The organism is Streptomyces sp. CA-179760, assembly GCF_050937045.1.
Lineage (GTDB): Bacteria > Actinomycetota > Actinomycetes > Streptomycetales > Streptomycetaceae > Streptomyces.
In genome coordinates, this window is the sequence record NZ_JBNJLZ010000001.1 from 8,066,870 (window position 1) to 8,087,033 (window position 20,164).

Here is a 20,164-nt window from a genome sequence, read left to right on the forward strand (position 1 = left end):
ACGAAATATTGTCTACAGTATGGAGGTTGGGGCGGCAAGGGTCCGCGCGGCGACCGTTTGCCGCATGCTGCATACCGCTCACCGCATACGGTCGACGCGCCGCCTTTCCAACTCCCTTGCGACTGCCTACCGTCCAGGATTCATGAGTCCCCCAGTCGCGCCCCCGGGCTGGAGCCGCTGGCTCGTCCCGCCCGCCGCTCTCTCCGTACATCTCTCCATCGGCCAGGCCTACGCCTGGAGTGTGTTCAAACCGCCCCTCGAGTCCGCGCTCGGGCTCAGCGGCACGCAGAGCGCGCTGCCCTTCCAGCTGGGCATCGTCATGCTGGGCCTGTCCGCCGCGTTCGGCGGCACACTCGTGGAACGCAACGGCCCCCGCTGGGCGATGACCGTCGCCCTGATCTGCTTCTCGTCCGGCTTCCTGCTCTCCGCGCTGGGCGCGTCCCTGGAGCAGTACTGGCTGATCGTGTTCGGCTACGGCTTCGTCGGCGGCATCGGCCTCGGCATCGGCTACATCTCGCCCGTCTCCACGCTGATCAAGTGGTTCCCGGACCGGCCCGGCATGGCCACCGGCATCGCCATCATGGGCTTCGGCGGCGGTGCGTTGATCGCTTCGCCGTGGAGCGCCCAGATGCTGGAGTCGTTCGGGTCCGACAGCGGCGCCATCGCGCTGGCGTTCCTGGTGCACGGCCTGTCGTACGCCGTCTTCATGCTGCTCGGGGTGCTCCTGGTCCGGGTACCGAGCAGTGCCCCGGGGACGCGGGGGACCACGCCACAAGCCACCACCGGCCCGCAGGTCTCGGCGAACCAGGCGATCCGAACCCCGCAGTTCTGGTGCCTGTGGCTCGTGCTCTGCATGAACGTCACGGCCGGCATCGGCATCCTGGAGAAGGCCGCCCCGATGATCACGGACTTCTTCGCGGAAACCTCCACCCCGGTGTCCGTGACAGCCGCAGCCGGTTTCGTCGCGCTGCTGTCGGCAGCGAACATGGCGGGCCGCATCGGCTGGTCCTCGACGTCCGACCTGATCGGCCGCAAGAACATCTACCGCGTCTACCTGGGCGTCGGCGCGCTGATGTACGCGCTCATCGCCCTGCTCGGCGACACCTCCAAGCCGCTGTTCATCCTGTGCGCGCTGGTCATCCTCTCCTTCTACGGCGGCGGCTTCGCGACGATCCCGGCCTATCTGAAGGACCTGTTCGGCACGTACCAGGTCGGCGCCATCCACGGTCGGCTGCTCACCGCCTGGTCCCTGGCCGGTGTGCTCGGGCCGCTCATCGTGAACTGGATCGCCGACCGGCAGGAGGAGGCGGGCCGGCACGGCGCGTCCCTGTACGGACTGTCCTTCGTCATCATGATCGGCCTGCTCGTCGTCGGCTTCGTCGCCAACGAGCTCGTCCGGCCCGTCCACTCCCGCCATCACGTCCTGCAGCCGAAGGAGGCCGATCGTGTCCAGCAGCAGTCAGAGTCCGCCTAGCCCGGACCGGCGGTGGCTGATCGCCCTCGCCTGGGTGTGGGTGGGCGTACCGCTCGCCTACGGACTGTACGAACTCGTCCGGAAGGCGACCCAGCTGTTCACCGGCTGAGGCCGGTGGCGGGACCGGACCGCCCCTGGCCTGCGACAGGTGCCCGGACGTCCGAGGTCCTGACCGAAGCTGACAAGCCTGGCGCCGGTTTCCTGTTGCCTTGGCTGCCGTCGTACCCGTGAGTCACTGATCAGACTGGTGGGTCCCGCTACCCAAGGCAACGAGGGGGACCCACCCACATGAACGGCTCGCGCATCGCCGCCGTCGGCCACTACCAGCCCGCCAAGGTGCTCACCAACGAGGACCTGGCGGACCTGGTGGACACCAGTGACGAGTGGATCAGGAGCCGGGTGGGCATCCGTACCCGCCACATCGCCGGGCCCGACGAACCAGTCGACGAGCTGGCCTCCCACGCCGCCGCCAAGGCCCTCGCGGCCGCCGGTCTCGCCCCCGCCGACATCGACCTGGTGCTGGTCGCCACCTCCACCGCCGTCGACCGCTCGCCCAACATGGCCGCCCGGGTCGCGGCCCGCCTCGGAATGCCGGGGCCGGCCACGATGGACCTCAACGTCGTGTGCGCCGGTTTCACCCACGCCCTGGCCACCGCCGACCACGCCGTCCGCGCGGGGGGCGCGAGCCGTGCGCTGGTCATCGGGGCCGACAAGATGTCCGAGGTCACCGACTGGAGCGACCGCACCACCTGCGTGCTCGTCGGGGACGGCGCCGGCGCCGCGGTGGTCGAGGCCGCCGAGGAGCCCGGCATCGGGCCGGTGCTGTGGGGCTCGGTGCCCGAGATGGGCCACGCGGTGCGGATCGAGGGCACGCCGCCCCGCTTCGCCCAGGAGGGGCAGAGCGTCTACCGCTGGGCGACCACACAGCTGCCGCCCATCGCGCGCCGGGCGTGCGAGCGGGCCGGGCTGGAGCCGGCCGACCTCGCCGGGGTCGTCCTGCACCAGGCGAACCTGCGCATCATCGAACCCCTCGCCGAGAAGATCGGTGCCGTGAACGCGGTCGTCGCGCGCGATGTCACCGAGTCCGGCAACACCTCCGCCGCGAGCATCCCGCTCGCCTTCTCCAAGCTCGTCGAACGGGGCGCGGTCTCCACCGGCGACCCGGTCCTGCTGTTCGGCTTCGGCGGGAACCTGTCGTACGCGGGCCAGGTCGTCCGCTGCCCCTGAGGCCATGGTGTGACGCGGTCAACTCCTCGAAGGCCTGGTACTTGTGCGCCGTAGACTGTAGACGAAAGACAATCGATACTGACTCTGCGGCGGCACCGGTGGCCGCCGCGCTGTGCACGGCCCTGCCGAGGAGGGGGACCGCGATGCTGTCGACAGGCCTGCCCCAGGGGGCGGTACCCAAGCTGGAACGCCCGGGTCCGCTGCGTGACCGCGTCTACGAGGCACTCCTCGAACTCATCACGACCCGGGCCCTCCAGCCCGGCCAGCACCTCGTCGAGAGCGAACTCGCCGGGCATCTGGGGGTCTCCCGGCAGCCGGTGCGCGAGGCGCTGCAGCGGCTCAACACCGAGGGGTGGGTCGATCTGCGGCCCGCCCAGGGCGCGTTCGTGCACGAGCCGACGGAGGAGGAGGCCGACCAGCTCCTCACGGTCCGTACGCTCCTGGAGGCCGAGGCGGCCCGGCTCGCGGCGGCCAACGCGAACAGCGCGGGCCTCACAGCCCTGGAAACCCTCTGCGAGGAGGGCGAGAAGGCCGTCGAGGCCGACGACGTGGACGGCGCCGTCGCCATGAACGCCCGCTTCCACTCCAAGATCATGGAGCTCGCCGGCAACGCGGTCCTCGCCGAACTCGCCGCCCAGGTCGACCGGCGCGTGCGCTGGTACTACACGCCGGTGGCCCGCCGGCGCGGCCAGCAGTCCTGGATCGAACACCGCGAACTGATCGCCGCGATCGCGGGCCGGGACGAACAGCGGGCCACCCAGTTGATGCGCGAACACACCGAGCACACACGGCGGTCGTACCACGCGCGAGCGCGTTCGTAGCGCTCGCTCCCTCAGCGGGCTGTCAGTACCGCCTGGGTCTGCGTCGTCTGACCCGCCAGGGTGCCCTCCTCGTCGTACAGGTCCGTCCGGACGGCGAGGAACGAGCGTCCCACGTGCACGGGCCGCGCCTCGGCGCGGACGACGCCCGACCGCACGGCGCGGAAGAAGTTCGTCTTCGCCTCGATCGTCGAGGTGCCCGCGCCCGGCGGCAGATTGAGGAACGCGCAGACCGCGCCGGCCGTGTCGGCGAGCGCCATCAGGGTTCCGCCGTGCAGCGCGCCGCCCACCGTGCACAACTCCGGAGCCCAGGCAAGCACGGCCCTGACCCGGGCGGGGGTGGCCTCTTCGAGGGCGATGCCCAGCTTCCCGGCCAGGGGCACCGCCCGCAACAGGGCTTCGGGGGCAGGGGTGTCGGTCATAGGGAGCCTCCGGACGTCGTCGACGCGTGCTGGTGCCAGCCTGACCTGGGCCGCGCTCACGGTCGATTACCTGCCGGGTAAGACCGCCCCTCGCGTCTTTGTCCTGTGAGTGGAAAAAGTAGAGGGCAATTCCTGCGCGACTTCTTCCCACCCCCGGCAGCCGCTGCTACGTTCCCTCCGAAAGCAAGCCACCGATGTGGCGGAAAACCGGCGCGCACAGGCCGATCGAGGCGGGGAGGGGCTCGTGAGACGTATGACCGCACGACCCGGAAACGCCCACCAGGCCCGACTGCTCACGCTGTTGCGTGACGGCGGCCCCAACTCCCGTGCCCAGCTGGGCGACCAGGTCGACCTCTCGCGGTCCAAGCTTGCCGTGGAGGTGGACCGGCTGCTGGAGACGGGGCTGGTCGTGGCCGACGGCCTCGCCGCCTCGCGCGGTGGCCGCCGCTCCCACAACATCCGGCTCAACCCCGGTCTGCGCTTCCTCGGCGTCGACATCGGCGCGACCTCGGTCGACGTCGCCGTCACCAACGCCGAACTGGAGACCCTCGGCCACATCAACCAGCCCATGGACGTACGCGAGGGCCCGGTCGCGGTCTTCGAGCAGGTCCTGGCCATGGCAGCCAAGCTCAAGGCCTCCGGGCTCGCGGAGGGGTTCGACGGCGCCGGCATCGGCGTCCCGGGCCCGGTCCGCTTCCCCGAGGGCATCCCGGTGGCGCCGCCGATCATGCCCGGCTGGGACGGCTTCCCCGTGCGGGAGGCGCTCAGCCAGGAACTCGGCTGCCCGGTCATGGTCGACAACGACGTGAACCTCATGGCGATGGGGGAGCAGCACGCGGGCGTCGCCCGTACCGTCGCCGACTTCCTCTGCGTCAAGATCGGCACCGGCATCGGCTGCGGCATCGTCGTCGGTGGCGAGGTCTACCGCGGTACGACGGGCAGCGCCGGCGACATCGGGCACATCCAGGCCGTGTCGGACGGCAGGCCCTGTGCCTGCGGCAACCGGGGCTGCCTGGAGGCCCACTTCAGCGGGGCGGCCCTCGCCCGCGATGCCACGGAGGCCGCCCAGCAGGGGCTTTCGGCCGAACTGGCATCGCGACTGGAGACGAACGGCGGTCTCACCGCCGTCGACGTCGCCGCCGCGGCCGCCGCGGGCGACGCCACCGCCCTCGACCTGATCCGCGAGGGCGGCAATCACACCGGCCAGGTCATCGCCGGCCTGGTCAGCTTCTTCAACCCCGGCCTGGTGGTGATCGGCGGCGGGGTGACCGGCCTCGGCCACACGCTGCTCGCCGCGATCCGCACCCAGGTCTACCGCCAGTCGCTGCCGCTGGCGACCGGCAATCTGCCCATCGTCCTGGGCGAGTTGGGACCCGTCGCCGGTGTCATCGGTGCGGCCCGGCTGATCAGCGATCACCTGTTCTCACCCGCGTAAGCGCACAGTTCAGTACGGCGTACCAGTACCGCGCCCCGCACAGTTCCCTGCTCCGCTCCGCGCTCCGCCCTGCCCTGAAACCGGCCCGCACGCCCGCCAAGGGGACCTCATGGCACCAGAACCACCGCTGCTCAGCATGTCCGGCATCACCAAGTCGTTCCCCGGCGTCCGGGCGCTCGACGGCGTCGACCTCGGCGTCCAGGCCGGTGAGGTGCACTGCCTGCTCGGCCAGAACGGCGCCGGCAAGTCGACCCTCATCAAGGTCCTGGCCGGCGCCCATCAACCCGACACCGGCACCATCCGCTGGCGCGGCGAGGAGGTCACGCTCCGCTCGCCGATCGCCGCCATGCGCCTGGGTATCGCCACCATCTACCAGGAACTCGACCTGGTGGAGCATCTGTCGGTCGCCGAGAACGTCCACCTCGGCCACGAGCCGACCGCCGCCGGGTTCGTCGTACGCGGGAAGACGGCCCGCGAGTCGACCGCTCGGCTCCTCGAACAACTCGGGCATCCAGAGGTCGATCCGGCCCGTCTTGTCGGGGAGTTGTCGGCCGCGCAGCAGCAGATCGTGTCCATGGCCCGGGCGCTCTCCCACGACGTGCGGCTCATCGTGATGGACGAACCCTCCGCGGCCCTCGACCCGGACGAGGTCGACAACCTCTTCCGTATCGTCGGCGATCTCACCGCCGCCGGAGTCGCCGTCGTCTACATCTCGCACCGCCTGGAGGAGATCCGGCGCATCGGCGACCGGGTCACCGTGCTGAAGGACGGACGGGCCGTCGCGAACGGGCTCCCGGCGAAGTCGACACCGACCCGCGAGGTCGTCGCGCTGATGACGGGCCGCAACGTCGAGTACGTCTTCCCCGACCGGCCCGTCTCCCCGCCGACTGGAGAATCGGTTCTCCGGATTCAAGGGCTGGCCCGCCAAGGGGAGTTCGAGGCCTTCGACCTGAAGGTGCGGCCCGGCGAGATCGTCGGCCTCGCCGGACTCGTCGGCTCGGGCCGCTCCGAGATCCTGGAGACCGTCTACGGGGCCCGGAAACCGACGTCCGGTCAGGTACTGGTCGAAGGACGGCCCTTGAAGCCGGGCAGCGTACGGGCCGCCGTCCGCGCCGGACTCGGGCTCGCCCCCGAGGAACGCAAGGCCCAGGCCCTGCTGATGCTGGAGTCCGTCACCCGCAATGTGTCGGTCTCCTCCATGTCCCGCTTCTCGCGCGGCGGCTGGATCGACCGGGGCGCCGAACTCGGAGCCGCCCGGGCCGCGACGCGCGAGCTGTCGCTCAGGCCGGACAACCCGTCCGTGCCCGTGCGCACCCTGTCCGGCGGCAACCAGCAGAAGGCCGTCCTGGCCCGCTGGCTGCTGCGCGGCTGCAAGGTGCTGCTGCTCGACGAACCCACCCGCGGCGTCGACGTCGGCGCGCGCGCCGAACTGTACGCCGTGGTCCGTCGGCTGGCCGACGAAGGCCTCGCCGTGCTGCTGGTCTCCAGCGAGGTGCCCGAGGTGCTCGGCCTCGCCGACCGCGTCCTGGTGCTGCGCGAGGGCCGTGTCGTCCACACGGCACCCGCGCGCGAACTCGACGAACACCGCGTACTCGACCTGGTCATGGAAGGAAGCCCGGCGTCATGACGCAGCCCGTCTCCCCGCCGCGGGACAGCACCGACAAGGTGCCCGAGGCTCAGCCCCCCGCCTGGCGCGGCCTGCTGTTCCGCGCCGACGTCCGCACCCTCTCCCTGCTCGGCGTGCTCGCCGCGCTGATCCTCATCGGCGGCATCACCAAGCCCGACGAGTTCCTCGACACCCGTAACCTGCAACTCGTCCTCACCCAGGCGTCCGTGATCGGCGTCGTCACCGTCGGCATGACCTTCGTCATCGTCTCCGGCGGCATCGACCTGTCGGTCGGCGCGATCGTCGCCCTCGCCTCGGTGTGGGCGACCACCGTCGCCACCCAGGAGTACGGCTTCGCCGGCATCCTCTTCACCGCGATGATCGTCGGGGTCGGCTGCGGCCTGGTCAACGGGGTGCTCATCGCCTACGGCGCGATGGTGCCGTTCATCGCCACGCTCGCCATGCTGGCCTCCGCCCGCGGCCTCGCCCTGCAGATCACCGACGGCAAGACCCAGATCGTCACCGTGCCCTCCGTCCTCGACCTGGGCGAGCGCGACGCCTACGTCCTCGGCATCCCGCCCCTGGTCCTGGTCTTCGCGGTCGTGACGGTCATCGGCTGGCTGGTGCTCAACCGCACCACCTTCGGCCGCCGCACCGTCGCCGTCGGCGGCAACCCGGAGGCCGCGCGGCTCGCCGGCATCGACGTACGCCGCCAGCGGCTCTACCTCTACCTGCTCTCCGGCCTGTGCTGCGGCATCGCCGCCTTCCTGCTGATCGTCCTGGCCGGCTCCGGCCAGAACACCAACGGCAACCTCTACGAGCTCGACGCCATCGCCGCCGCGATCATCGGCGGCACTCTGCTCAGCGGCGGCCGGGGCACCATCGTCGGTTCCGTCCTGGGCGTCCTGATCTTCACCACGATCACCAACATCTTCGCCCTGAACAACCTGCAGAGCGACGTCCAGCAGATCGCCAAGGGCGCGATCATCGTCGCCGCCGTGCTGGTCCAGCGCCGTACCGCGAGCACGACCTGAGGAAAGGGTTCACCGCCATGACAGAGATCTCGAGCCGCAGAGGACTGCTCTTCGGGGCCGCCGCCGTCTCCGCCGGTGCCCTCCTCACGGGCTGCACGAGCAACGAGCCGTCCGACTCCAAGGACGAGCCGGCCGGGAACGACCAGCCCGCCGCCGACGACAAGCCCGGCAAGAAGGTCACCGTCGGCTTCGCCGGACCGCAGGCCGACCACGGCTGGCTCAACGCCATCAACGACAACGCCAAGGAACGCGCCGAGAAGTACTCCGACGTCACCCTGGAGATCACCGAGGGCTCCAACGACACCGCCCAGCAGATCGGCCAGATCGAGACCCTCATCAACAAGAAGGTCGACGTCCTGGTGGTGCTGCCCGCCGACGGCAAGGCCCTCACCCAGGTCGGGCTGAAGGCGATGCGCGCGGGCATCCCGGTCGTCAACCTCGACCGGATCTTCAACACCCCGCAGGCCTACCGCTGCTGGATCGGCGGCGACAACTACGGCATGGGTCTCAACGCCGGGCACTACATCGGCGAGAAGCTCAAGGGCAAGTCCGGCGCCCGCGTCATCGAGCTGGCGGGCCTGGACAACCTGGAGCTCACCAAGCAGCGCACCCAGGGCTTCGACGACGCTCTGAAGAACTACCCGAACATCAAGAAGGTTGCCCGGCAGGCCGCCGAGTTCACCGTCGAGTCCGGGCAGGCCAAGATGGCCCAGCTGCTCCAGGCCCAGTCGAAGTTCGACGCGCTGTGGAACCACGACGACGACCAGGGCGTGGGCGCGCTGCGCGCCATCGAGCAGGCCGGGCGCGACGACTTCCTGATGGTCGGCGGCGCGGGCGCGCTCTCCGCGTTCCAGGCCATCAAGCAGGACGACGGCGTGCTCAAGGCGACCGTGCTGTACCCGCCGACCATGGCCGCCTCCGCGATCGACCTCGCCCGCGCCCTCGGCCAGAGCAAGGGCATCGGGGGCCTCGCCGAGTTCGAGATCCCGTCGTCGCTCACGCTCTACTCGGCCGTCGTCGACAAGACCAACGTCGACCAGTACATGCCCACCGGCTTCCAGTGACCGGTTCCGCCCCCGCACCCCCCACGTGCGCGACCCCGACCAGGACGAGGAGGACTCCCACATGGGACAGCCGCAGCAGCAGTCAGAAGGGACCGAGGAGGCAGGCAAGCAGCCCCTGCGCGTGGGCATGGTGGGCTACGCCTTCATGGGCGCCGCCCACTCGCAGGGCTGGCGCACCGCGGGCCGCGTCTTCGACCTGCCGCTGACCCCTGTGCGGGCCGCGATCTGCGGCCGGGACGCCGCAGCCGCGCGGGCAGCTGCGGACCGGCACGGATGGGCGTCCGTCGAGACCGACTGGCGTGCCCTCGTCGAACGGGACGACATCGACCTCGTCGACATCTGCACCCCCGGCGACAGCCACGCCGAGATCGCCCTCGCCGCCCTGGCCGCCGGCAAGCACGTCCTGTGCGAGAAGCCCCTCGCCAACACCGTCGAGGAAGCCGCGTCGATGGAACGAGCGGCCGAAGAGGCGCACGCACGCGGCCAGGTCGCGATGGTCGGCTTCAACTACCGCCGGGTGCCGGCCACCGCCCTGGCCCGCCGGATGGTCACCGAGGGCCGCCTGGGCAGGCTGCGGCACGTGCGTGTGACGTACCTCCAGGACTGGCTCGTCGACCCGGGCTTCCCGCTGACCTGGCGGCTGCGCAGGGAGCAGGCCGGCTCGGGCTCGCTCGGCGACCTGGGCGCGCACATCATCGACCTCGCGCAGTACCTGACGGGGGAGCGGCTGGCGGGCGTCTCCGCGCTGACCGAGACCTTCGTACGGGAACGGCCGCTGCCGACCGGCGCCTCCAGCGGGCTGGCCGCGGTCTCGTCCGCGGGCACCGGCGAGGTCACCGTGGACGACGCCGCCCTCTTCACCGCCCGCTTCCCCTCCGGCGCCCTGGCCTCCTTCGAGGCCACCCGCTACGCCACCGGCCGCAAGAACGCCCTGCGCATCGAGCTCAACGGGGAGCGCGGCTCGCTCGCCTTCGACCTGGAGCGGCTCAACGAGCTGTCGTTCCACGACGGAACCGAGCCCGGCGCGGAGGCAGGCTTCCGCCGGATCCTCGTCACCGAACCCGACCACCCCTACCTGGACGCCTGGTGGCCGCCGGGCCACGGCCTCGGCTACGAGCACACCTTCGTCCACCAGGCCCGCGACCTGGTCCACGCCGTCGCCGAGGGCCGCCGCCCCGAACCCTCCTTCGCCGACGGGCTGCAGGTGCAGCGCGTGCTCGCGGCGGTCGAGGAGAGCGCCGAGAAGAACTCCGTCTACACGCCGATAGCGGTCTGAGGAGGCTGACGCGCGATGCCGCGTACGTTCACGCTGTTCACCGGCCAGTGGGCGGACCTGCCGCTGGAGGAGGTCTGCCGGCTCGCCCGCGACTTCGGCTACGACGGCCTCGAACTCGCCTGCTGGGGCGACCACTTCGAAGTCGACAAGGCGCTCACCGACCCAGGGTACCTCGACGGCCGCCGGGCCCTGCTCGACAAGTACGGCCTCAAGTGCTGGGCGATCTCCAACCACCTCGTCGGCCAGGCCGTCTGTGACGCCATCATCGACGAACGCCACCAGGCCATCGTGCCGGACGCGGTGTGGGGCGACGGAGACCCGGAAGGCGTACGGCAGCGGGCCGCCGAACGCATGGAGGACACCGCGCGCGCCGCGGCCGCCTTCGGCGTCGACACCGTCATCGGCTTCACCGGCTCCGCCATCTGGCACCTGGTCGCCATGTTCCCGCCCGCGCCCGAGGCGATGATCGAACGCGGCTACCAGGACTTCGCCGACCGCTGGAACCCGATCCTGGACGTCTTCGACGCCGAGGGCGTGCGGTTCGCGCACGAGGTGCATCCCAGCGAGATCGCCTACGACTACTGGACGACGGCCCGCGCGCTGGAGGCGGTCGGCCGGCGCCCCGCCTTCGGCCTCAACTTCGACCCGTCGCACTTCGTGTGGCAGGACCTCGACCCGGTCGGCTTCCTCTGGGACTTCCGCGACCGGATCTACCACGTCGACTGCAAGGAGGCCCGCAAGCGCCTCGACGGACGCAACGGCCGGCTCGGCTCCCACCTGCCCTGGGGCGACCCGCGGCGCGGCTGGGACTTCGTCTCCGCCGGCCACGGCGACGTCCCCTGGGAGGACGTCTTCCGGATGCTGCGCTCCATCGACTACCAGGGCCCCGTCTCGGTCGAGTGGGAGGACGCCGGCATGGACCGGCTGCAAGGGGCGCCCGAGGCGCTGACCCGGCTGAAGGCCTTCGACTTCGAGCCGCCCAGCGCGTCCTTCGACGCTGCCTTCAACAGCTGAACGAGAACACCGAACCTCCGGGGTGACGGCGCACCCCGGCGCCCGCACCGCACGTCTACGCACCCATCCCGTACGGCCCACCCCGTTCCCGGAGGGACTTCGTGCACAGAACCAGACTCAGAGGCACTCGCAGCGCCAGACATCCCAGGCTGCGCACCACCGTCGCCCTGTTCACCGGCCTGCTCCTGGCCGTGGGCGCCCCGGCCACCGTCGCCGGCGCCCACCCCGGCCATCCGGAACACGACGATCCGGCAGCCGCCGAGGGCCAGTTCCAGCAGGTGCCGCTCGCCAAGGGCGAACCCGAGACGGGCGAGCCGATGTCGCTCGCCGTGCTCCCGAACCGCAGCGTGCTGCACACCTCGCGCGACGGCACGCTGCGCCTCACCGACCAGGGCGGCGTCACCAAGGTCGCCGGCAAGATCCCCGTCTACAGCCACGACGAGGAGGGCCTGCAGGGCGTCGGCATCGACCCGGACTTCAAGAACAACCGGGCGATCTACCTCTACTACGCCCCGCCGCTCGACACTCCCGCGGGCGACGCCCCGGAGACCGGCACCGCCGAGGAGTTCAAGAAGTTCGACGGCGTCAACCGCCTCTCCCGCTTCGTCCTGAACGCCAACGGCACGCTGAACACGGCCAGCGAGAAGAAGGTCATCGACGTCGCGGCCTCCCGCGGCATCTGCTGCCACGTCGGCGGCGACATCGACTTCGACGCGGGCGGCAACCTCTACCTGTCGACCGGCGACGACTCCAACCCCTTCGCCTCCGACGGCTACACGCCGATCGACGACCGCGAGGGCCGCAACCCCGCCTTCGACGCCCGCCGCAGCTCCGCCAACACCAACGACCTGCGCGGCAAGATCCTGCGGATCAAGGTCGCCGAGGACGGCTCGTACACCGTCCCGGACGGCAACCTCTTCGCCCCCGGCACGGAGAAGACCCGTCCCGAGATCTACGCGATGGGCTTCCGCAACCCGTTCCGGATGAGCGTCGACGACAAGACCGGCACCGTCTACGTCGGCGACTACGGCCCCGACGCGGGCGCCGCCGACCCCAAGCGGGGCCCGGCGGGCCAGGTCGAGTTCGCCAAGGTGACGAAGGCCGCCAACTTCGGCTGGCCGTTCTGCACCGGTAACAACGACGCCTACGTCGACTACGACTTCGCCACCAAGGAGTCCGGCGAGAAGTTCGACTGCGCCGCCCCGAAGAACACCTCGCCGCACAACACGGGCCTCACCGACCTGCCGCCCGCGCAGGCCGCCTGGATCCCGTACGACGGCGGTTCGGTGCCCGAGTTCGGCACCGGCTCCGAGTCCCCGATGGCCGGCCCGGTCTACCGCTACGACCCCGACCTCGACTCCAAGGTGAAGTTCCCCGAGGCCTACGACGGCGACTTCTTCGCGGGTGAGTTCGGCCGCCGCTGGATCAAGCGGATCGAGCAGAACGGCGACGGGTCCGTCGCGAAGATCAACGACTTCCCGTGGACCGGCACCCAGATCATGGACATGGAGTTCGGCCCCGACGGCGCGCTTTACGTCCTCGACTACGGCGTCTCCTGGTTCCAGGGCGACGAGCACTCAGCGCTGTACCGCATCGAGAACGCCGAGGACGGCTTCTCGCCGATCGCCGAGGTCAGTGCCGACAAGACGTCCGGAGCGGCCGGCCTGAAGGTCAAGTTCACCGGCTCCGCCAAGGACGCCGACTCCCCGGACCTCACCTACAGCTGGGACTTCGGCGACGGCGCCAAGGGCGAGGGCCTCAACCCCACCCACAGGTACAAGAAGGTCGGAACCTACACCGCCACCTTCACCGCCAAGGACGCCGAGGGCCACACCGGCACCGCCAGCACCCGGATCGTGGTCGGCAACACCGAGCCCAAGGTGCGGATCGACATCCCGGGCAACGGCACCATGGCCGAGTTCGGCAAGCCCGTCCCCTTCAAGGTGACCGTCACCGACCCCGAGGAGACGGTCGACTGCTCCAAGGTGAAGGTCACCTACAGCCTCGGCCACGACTCCCACGCCCACGAACTGACCAGCGAGATGGGCTGCGAGGGCACCCTGAAGCCGCCCCCCGGTGACGGCGGCCACGACCCCAACGCCAACATCTACGGCGTCGTCGGCGCCGGCTACACCGACGGCGGGGCGAACGGCCAGGAGGCCCTGACCGGCACCGCCCGCACCGTGCTCCAGCCGCTGCACCGCCAGGGCGAGCACTTCACCACCCAGTCGGGCGTGACGGTGATCGACAAGACCGGCGCCAACGGAGGCAAGACCGTCGGCAACATCGACGACGGCGACTGGATCTCCTTCACCCCCTACCGGTTCGACGGGCAGAAGAAGATGACCGTGCGGGCCTCCTCCGGCGGCGCGGGCGGCTTCATCGAACTGCGCACCGGCTCGCCCGACGGACCGCTCCACGGCTCGGCGTACATCCCGCCGACCGGCGGCTGGGAGACCTTCCAGAACGTCGACGTACCGCTGCGGTCCCTGCCCAAGAAGACCACGGACATCTACCTGGTCTTCAAGGGCGGTGAGGGCGCGCTGTACGACGTGGACGACTTCGAGTTCTCCAAGAAGCCGTTCAAGGGCGGCAAGAAGGTTCTGGTCTTCTCCAAGACCGCCGGTTTCCGGCACGACTCCATCCCGGCCGGCATCACCGCCCTGAAGGAGCTCGGCGGCCCGGCCGGCATCACGGTCGACGCGACCGAGGAGGCCCGCCAGTTCACCACGACGAACCTCGCCAAGTACGACGCGGTGGCCTTCCTGTCCACCACGGGTGATGTCCTGAACGCCGATCAGCAGAAGGCGTTCGAGGACTACGTGGCGGGCGGCGGCGGATACATGGGCATCCACGCCGCAGCCGACACCGAGTACGACTGGGCCTTCTACGGCGGCCTCGTCGGCGCCTACTTCGACTCGCACCCGGCCAATCAGAAGGCCACCGTCCGCGTCGAGGACCACGACCACCCCTCGACCGCACACCTCGGCGACGCCTGGGAGCGCACCGACGAGTGGTACAACTACCGCACCAACCCGCGTGAGCAGGCCAAGGTCCTCGCCACCCTGGACGAGACCACCTACCAGGGCGGGAACATGAAGGGCGACCACCCGATCGCCTGGTGCCAGAGCTACGGCGGCGGCCGGTCCTTCTACACCGGCGGCGGCCACACCAAGGAGTCCTACGCCGAGGAAGCATTCCGGGCCCATCTCCTCGGCGGCCTCCAGTACGCCACCGGCCAGGTGAAGGCGGACTGCAAGCCCGGCAAGGACTACCGGAAGATCTTCAACGGCCAGACCCTGGACGGCTGGAAGCAGGCCGGCCCCGGCAAGTTCGTCGTCAAGGACGGCGTGATGGAGTCCGAGGGCGGCATGGGACTGCTCTGGTACCAGGCCAGGGAGCTGAAGTCGTCGTACTCGCTCAAGCTCGACTGGAAGATGCGGGGCGACGACAACTCCGGGATCTTCGTGGGCTTCCCGGCCTCCGACGACCCCTGGTCCGCGGTGAACAAGGGCTACGAGATCCAGATCGACGCCACGGACGCGCCCGAGCGCACCACGGGCTCCGTCTACTCGTTCAAGTCGGCGAACATCAAGGCCCGTGACCAGGTCCTGCGGCCGCCCGGCCAGTGGAACTCCTACGAGATCAAGGTCCAGGGCGAACGCCTCCAGGTGTTCCTCAACGGAGTCAAGATCAACGACTTCACCAACAAGGACCCCCAGCGGAGCCTGACCGACGGCTACATCGGCCTCCAGAACCATGGCGCCGACGACCAGGTCTCCTTCCGCAACATCCAGTTGAAGGAACTGCCCGTCAAGGGCGACTGAACGGCGGCGGGCGGGGGACGCCGGACCCCCGCCCGCCGTCTCCCCTTCCCCCTCGGGCCCGCGCACGATCAGGAGGCTGCCCATGTCCGCGTCCCTCTCCCGACCGCGTGTGGGGGTGTGGCTGATCGGAGCCCGAGGCTCCGTCGCCACCACCGTCGTCACGGGGTGCGCCGCCATCACCGCGGGACTGCACCCGCCCACCGGCATGGTGACCGAGACCCCGGCGTTCAACGGCAGCGCCCTGCCCGCGCTGTCCGACCTCGTCTTCGGCGGCCACGACACCCTCGACTGCCCCCTCCCCAAACGCGCCGAGACCCTGACCGCCGGCGGCGTCCTCCCACCGGGCGTCGCCACGGCGGTGGCAGCCGACCTCGCCGCCGCCGACCGGGAGATCAGGCCCGGAGGCCCCACCCCGGGGACACCAGGAGCGAGGCCGAGCTGATCACCGCCTTCGCCGACGACATACGCGACTTCGCACACCGCCACGCCCTGGAGCGGGTCGTGGTGGTGAACGTCGCCTCCACCGAACCCGCGTCCCAGAGCCCCGGCGCCCCGCTACCCGCCAGCACCCTGTACGCGCTGGCAGCCCTGCGCGCCGGTTGCTCTTACGTCAATTTCACCCCTTCCGAAGGCATCCACCACCCCGCCGCCGCCCACGAGGCCGAGCGGAGCGGCCTTCCGTACGCCGGCCGGGACGGCAAGACCGGACAGACCCTGCTGCGGGCCGTGCTGGGCCCGATGTTCGCCCAACGGGCACTGAGGGTCCGGGCCTGGTCCGGCACGAACCTGCTGGGCGGCGGCGACGGCGCCGCCCTCGCCGACCCGGCAGCCGCCGCGGCGAAGAACGCCGGCAAGGAACGCGTCCTCGCCGACACCCTCGGCACCGTCCCCGAGGGCGAGGTCCACATCGACGACGTCCCGGCCCTCGGCGACTGGAAGACCGCCTGGGACCACATCGCCTTCGACGGCTTCCTCGGCACCCGCATGATCCTTCAGACCACCTGGCAGGGCTGCGACTCGGCCCTCGCCGCACCCCTGGTCCTGGACCTGGCCCGGCTGACCCTCCGGGCCCACGAGGCCGGCCTGTCCGGTCCGCTCGGCGAACTCGGCTTCTACTTCAAGGACCCCGTCGGGGACGGCCCTGCCGGCCTCGCCGAGCAGCACGAGGAACTGGTCCGGTTCGGGCGGAATCTGAGGCGGAATCCGGTGCGGGACGACGGAGGGGGCCAGGGTGCGGGGTCGGTGAAGCACTTTGACGACGCGGGGGACGCGCTGTGACGCCGCGCGAAAGTTCTTGCCGGTGCTCTGCGGGCGCGTCCGCAGCCGCTCCTGCAGGCGGCACCGGCGACAAGGCACTCTGCGCATGCACCGGCCTGTCACACCGCGGACGAGCCTGGGCCGAACTTCTCCGTCTGCCCGCCCTGTTCAGCGTCCCGGGCGACGCCCTGGCCGGCACGGCCGCGACCGGCGCGGCGCCCAACGCCCGTACCCTGCTCGCCATCGGCTCCTCCCTCTGTCTCTACGAGGCCGGCATGGCCCTCAACGACTGGGCGGACCGCGACATCGACGCCGTCGAACGCCCGCACCGCCCCCTCCCCTCCGGCCGCATCCGCCCTGCCGCCGCGCTCACGGCGGCCTGCGCCCTCACCGGCGCCGGACTGGCCCTGGCCTCCTGCGCCGGCCGCCCCGCCCTGGCCGTCGCCGGTCCCCTCGCGGCGACCGTCTGGGCGTACGACCTCGGCCTGAAGCACACCCCCGCGGGTCCCGTGGCGATGGCCACGGCTCGTGGACTCGACCTGCTGTTGGGAGCCGCCGCGACGACCGGCCGCACCCGGCCGGCACTCCCCTCCGCGGCCCTGCTCGGCACCCACACCCTGGCCGTCACGGCGGTCTCCCGCCAGGAAGCCCAGGGCGGCTCGCCTCTGGCCCCCCTGGCGGCGCTCGCGACGACCGCCCTGCTGACCCGGGTGGTGACGCACCGCTCCGCAGAGCACCGAGGGACAACAGCTCTTGACCTCCTCGGGCCACCAGCGACTCCCCATCGAGGACCTGTGCTCGGCCGGAAACCCGCGGCACACCTCACCACCGCTCTCGCGGCCGCCTACGCCGCGGCCACCGCCCGCCCCTACTTCCACGCCACGCTCAACCCCTCACCTCCGCTCACCCAACGAGCCGTCGGCGCCGGCGTCCGCGCCACGATCCCCCTTCAGGCCACCCTGACCGCCCGCTCCAGGGGCACGGCCACGGCCCTCCTCATCGCGGCCCTGGCCCCGCTGGGAGCGAGGTACGCGAAGAAGGTGAGCGTGACGTGACTCCAGAGAACTCTCCTCTCGATCCGTTCCGGCCCCTCCAGGCCCTCCAGCCGCTCCGCTTCGGCTACGGCACCAACGGTCTCGCCGACCTCCGGCTCGACGACGCGCTCTCCCTCCTCGCCGACCTCGGCTACGACGGCGTCGGTCTGACCCTCGACCACATGCACCTCGACCCGCTCGCCCCCGACCTCGCCACCCGCACCCGACGGGTCGCGCGGCGGCTGGACACGCTCGGGCTGGGCGTCACGGTGGAGACGGGCGCCCGCTATGTGCTCGACCCGCGCCGCAAGCACGGCCCCTCCCTGCTCGACCCGGATCCCGAGGACCGGGCGCGCCGGGCCGACCTCCTCGTCCGTGCCGTGCGGGTCGCGGCCGACCTCGGCGCCCACGCGGTCCACTGCTTCAGCGGCGTCCTCCCGGAAGGCACAGACCCGGACACCGCGTGGAAGCGCCTCGCCGAGACCCTCACGCCCGTCCTGGACACCGCCGCCTCCGCCGGCGTCCCGCTCGCCGTCGAACCCGAACCAGGCCACCTCCTCGCCACCCTGGCCGACTTCCACCACCTCCGCCGCACGCTCGGCGATCCCGAGCCGCTCGGCCTCACCCTGGACCTCGGCCACTGCCAGTGCCTCGAACCTCTTTCTCCCGCCGACTGCGTGCGCGCCGCCGCCCCCTGGCTGCGCCACGTCCAGATCGAGGACATGCGGCGCGGCGTCCACGAGCACCTCCCCTTCGGAGACGGGGAGATCGACTTCCCGCCGGTCCTGGCGGCCCTCGCCGCCACCGACTACCAGGGCCTGACCGTCGTCGAACTTCCCCGCCACTCCCACGCCGGGCCGCACTTCGCCGCACACTCCCTGCCGTTCCTCCGCCACGCCGAGCAGGTCGCGGCCACCGCGTCGCCGTTCCCCGCTCCGGCCCTCCAGCAGGCCGCGCCACCCCACGGCGCTCCCTCCGCCACCCCTGAAGGGAGCAGCAGATGACCCAGCCCCGCGCCACGCCCGCCGCGAGAACCGAGAGCACCCAGGACGCCGCGAGCACCAGAACCCGCACCGGCCGATCCGCCCCCGGCACCACCCTCACCGCCCTCCCGTCACTTGCCGACCTCCGCCGCCGTCTCATCACCCAACTCGACCCCGACGCCCGCACCTGGCTCGAGCACGCCCTCGACGAGGCCGCCGCTCACCCCGGCATCCACGGCCCGATCTCCCCGTGGGAGCTGCGCCTCGCCGAGGCCGGCCGCCGCTGCGGTGCCGCGCACGCCGACGCCGCCCGGGTGCTCATCCTCCACGCGGCCCGCGCCGGCACCGACGCCCTGACCAGGGTGTACTTCCAGGGCACCGCCGACGAACGCCGCGCCGTCCTGCACGCCCTGCCCCACCTCGTGTCCGGCTCCGGCGCCCTCCCGCTCGTCGAGGACGCCCTGCGCACCAACGACACCCGGCTCCTCACCGCCGCCGTCGGCCCGTACGCCGCCCGGCACCTGGCCCCCCACGACTGGCGCCACGCCGTGCTCAAGTGCCTGTTCACCGGCGTGCCCGTCGAGCATGTGGCCGACCTGCCCCGGCGCGCCCACGGCGACGACGAACTCGCCCGCATGCTGGGCGACTACGCCGCCGAGCGCACCGCCGCCGGCCGCACCGTCCCCGAGGACCTGTACCGCGTCCTGGACCTGACCGAGTCCGTGACCCCCGCCCCCGGCACGGACCACCCCCACGGCAAGGAGTCCTGATGCGCATCTTCGACCCCCACATCCACATGACCTCCCGGACCACCGACGACTACGAGGCCATGTACGCCGCCGGCGTCCGCGCCGTAGTCGAGCCCTCCTTCTGGCTCGGCCAGCCCCGCACCTCGCCCGCCTCCTTCCGCGACTACTTCGACGCCCTCCTCGGCTGGGAACCCTTCCGAGCCGCCCAGCACGGCATCGCGCACCACTGCACGATCGCCCTCAACCCCAAGGAGGCGAACGACTCGCGCTGTGTGCCCGTCCTCGACGAACTGCCCCGGTATCTCGTCAAGGACAACGTCGTGGCCGTCGGCGAGATCGGCTATGACTCGATGACCCCCGCCGAGGACACCGCCCTCGCCACGCAGCTCCAGCTCGCCGCCGACCACGGTCTGCCCGCCCTGGTGCACACCCCGCACCGTGACAAGCTCGCCGGCTTGCGCCGCACCCTCGACGCCGTCCGGGAGTCCGCCCTGCCCCCGGAGCGCGTCCTGGTCGACCACCTCAACGAGACCACCGTCAAGGAGGCCAAGGACAGCGGCTGCTGGCTGGGCTTCTCCGTCTATCCGGACACCAAGATGGACGAGGAACGGACGGTCGCGCTCCTGCGCGCCTACGGCACCGAGCAGGTCCTGGTGAACTCCGCCGCCGACTGGGGGAGGAGCGACCCCCTCAAGACCCGCAAGGTCGGCGACCTGATGCTGGCCGAGGGCTTCGACGAGGACGACGTCGACCGGGTGCTGTGGCGCAACCCCGTCGCCTTCTACGGGCTGAGCGGCCGCCTGAACCTCGACGTCACCGGCACCGAGGCCACGCACGAGGGCAACTCCATCCTCCGCGGCGCCCCGAAGGACCCGTATGAGCCGGACCCCGTCCCGGGAGGCGGCGACGAGCCGGCTCACGCCCCCGTCGCGGGGGCGTGAGCC

16 protein-coding genes and 1 pseudogene are annotated in these 20,164 nt (G+C 71.3%); 16 read left to right on the forward strand and 1 reads right to left on the reverse strand.

The window, feature by feature from the left end; translation table 11 throughout:
• Window positions 1–142 precede the first annotated feature (142 nt).
• The 4 genes from ACQEV8_RS36570 to ACQEV8_RS36585 all read left to right on the forward strand — a co-directional run bounded on the left by ACQEV8_RS36570 (window position 143) and on the right by ACQEV8_RS36585 (window position 3,522).
• On the forward strand, window positions 143–1,474 hold the full coding sequence (locus ACQEV8_RS36570; protein ID WP_432969316.1) for an OFA family MFS transporter: 1,332 nt from the start codon (window positions 143–145) through the stop codon (window positions 1,472–1,474).
• Window positions 1,443–1,583 carry an MFS transporter small subunit gene (locus ACQEV8_RS36575; protein ID WP_423569003.1) on the forward strand — a complete coding sequence of 47 codons (141 nt, stop codon included), beginning with the start codon at window positions 1,443–1,445 and terminating at the stop codon, window positions 1,581–1,583. The genes ACQEV8_RS36570 and ACQEV8_RS36575 overlap by 32 nt, the downstream gene beginning before the upstream one ends.
• Window positions 1,584–1,762: 179 nt before the next feature.
• Window positions 1,763–2,701, forward strand: a complete 939-nt coding sequence (locus ACQEV8_RS36580) for a beta-ketoacyl-ACP synthase III (RefSeq protein WP_432969319.1) — start codon at window positions 1,763–1,765, stop codon at window positions 2,699–2,701.
• Between the two features lie 143 nt (window positions 2,702–2,844).
• Window positions 2,845–3,522: a GntR family transcriptional regulator gene (locus ACQEV8_RS36585; protein ID WP_432969322.1), complete on the forward strand. Its 678-nt coding sequence runs from the start codon at window positions 2,845–2,847 to the stop codon at window positions 3,520–3,522.
• Between the two features lie 11 nt (window positions 3,523–3,533).
• Here the strand turns inward: ACQEV8_RS36585 and ACQEV8_RS36590 are convergent, their stop codons facing one another.
• On the reverse strand, window positions 3,534–3,941 hold the full coding sequence (locus ACQEV8_RS36590; RefSeq protein WP_432969325.1) for a PaaI family thioesterase: 408 nt from the start codon (window positions 3,939–3,941) through the stop codon (window positions 3,534–3,536).
• Window positions 3,942–4,194: 253 nt separating this feature from the next.
• On the opposite strand from ACQEV8_RS36590, the gene ACQEV8_RS36595 reads away from it, so the two are divergent.
• The 12 genes and pseudogenes from ACQEV8_RS36595 (at window position 4,195) to ACQEV8_RS36650 (ending at window position 20,161) form a co-directional block, all read left to right on the forward strand.
• Entirely contained in the window at window positions 4,195–5,376 is a 1,182-nt protein-coding gene (locus ACQEV8_RS36595; protein WP_432969328.1) for an ROK family protein, read from the forward strand.
• Between the two features lie 109 nt (window positions 5,377–5,485).
• Window positions 5,486–7,003, forward strand: a complete 1,518-nt coding sequence (locus ACQEV8_RS36600) for a sugar ABC transporter ATP-binding protein (protein ID WP_432969331.1) — start codon at window positions 5,486–5,488, stop codon at window positions 7,001–7,003.
• Window positions 7,000–8,016, forward strand: coding sequence for an ABC transporter permease (locus ACQEV8_RS36605; protein WP_432969334.1), 1,017 nt, complete (start codon window positions 7,000–7,002; stop codon window positions 8,014–8,016). The genes ACQEV8_RS36600 and ACQEV8_RS36605 overlap by 4 nt, the downstream gene beginning before the upstream one ends.
• Window positions 8,017–8,033: 17 nt before the next feature.
• Complete coding sequence (locus ACQEV8_RS36610; protein WP_432969337.1) at window positions 8,034–9,080, forward strand: substrate-binding domain-containing protein; 1,047 nt, start codon at window positions 8,034–8,036, stop codon at window positions 9,078–9,080.
• 61 nt (window positions 9,081–9,141) lie between these two features.
• Complete coding sequence (locus tag ACQEV8_RS36615; RefSeq protein ID WP_432969340.1) at window positions 9,142–10,356, forward strand: Gfo/Idh/MocA family protein; 1,215 nt, start codon at window positions 9,142–9,144, stop codon at window positions 10,354–10,356.
• Between the two features lie 15 nt (window positions 10,357–10,371).
• The gene (locus ACQEV8_RS36620) at window positions 10,372–11,370 is read left to right on the forward strand and encodes a sugar phosphate isomerase/epimerase family protein (protein WP_432969343.1); all 999 of its coding nucleotides are present in this window, start codon (window positions 10,372–10,374) and stop codon (window positions 11,368–11,370) included.
• Window positions 11,371–11,471: 101 nt separating this feature from the next.
• Window positions 11,472–15,197, forward strand: a complete 3,726-nt coding sequence (locus ACQEV8_RS36625) for a ThuA domain-containing protein (RefSeq protein ID WP_432969347.1) — start codon at window positions 11,472–11,474, stop codon at window positions 15,195–15,197.
• A gap of 82 nt (window positions 15,198–15,279) precedes the next feature.
• Window positions 15,280–16,475, forward strand: a pseudogene (locus ACQEV8_RS36630) (inositol-3-phosphate synthase).
• A complete protein-coding gene (locus tag ACQEV8_RS36635; protein ID WP_432969350.1) occupies window positions 16,472–17,509 on the forward strand; it encodes an SCO3242 family prenyltransferase in 1,038 nt (345 codons plus the stop codon). The pseudogene ACQEV8_RS36630 and the gene ACQEV8_RS36635 overlap by 4 nt, the downstream one beginning before the upstream one ends.
• Window positions 17,506–18,492: a sugar phosphate isomerase/epimerase family protein gene (locus tag ACQEV8_RS36640; RefSeq protein ID WP_432969353.1), complete on the forward strand. Its 987-nt coding sequence runs from the start codon at window positions 17,506–17,508 to the stop codon at window positions 18,490–18,492. The genes ACQEV8_RS36635 and ACQEV8_RS36640 overlap by 4 nt, the downstream gene beginning before the upstream one ends.
• On the forward strand, window positions 18,489–19,241 hold the full coding sequence (locus tag ACQEV8_RS36645; protein ID WP_432969356.1) for an EboA domain-containing protein: 753 nt from the start codon (window positions 18,489–18,491) through the stop codon (window positions 19,239–19,241). Before ACQEV8_RS36640 ends, ACQEV8_RS36645 begins: the two co-directional genes overlap by 4 nt.
• Entirely contained in the window at window positions 19,241–20,161 is a 921-nt protein-coding gene (locus tag ACQEV8_RS36650) for a TatD family hydrolase (protein WP_432969359.1), read from the forward strand. The genes ACQEV8_RS36645 and ACQEV8_RS36650 overlap by 1 nt, the downstream gene beginning before the upstream one ends.
• Window positions 20,162–20,164 lie beyond the last annotated feature (3 nt).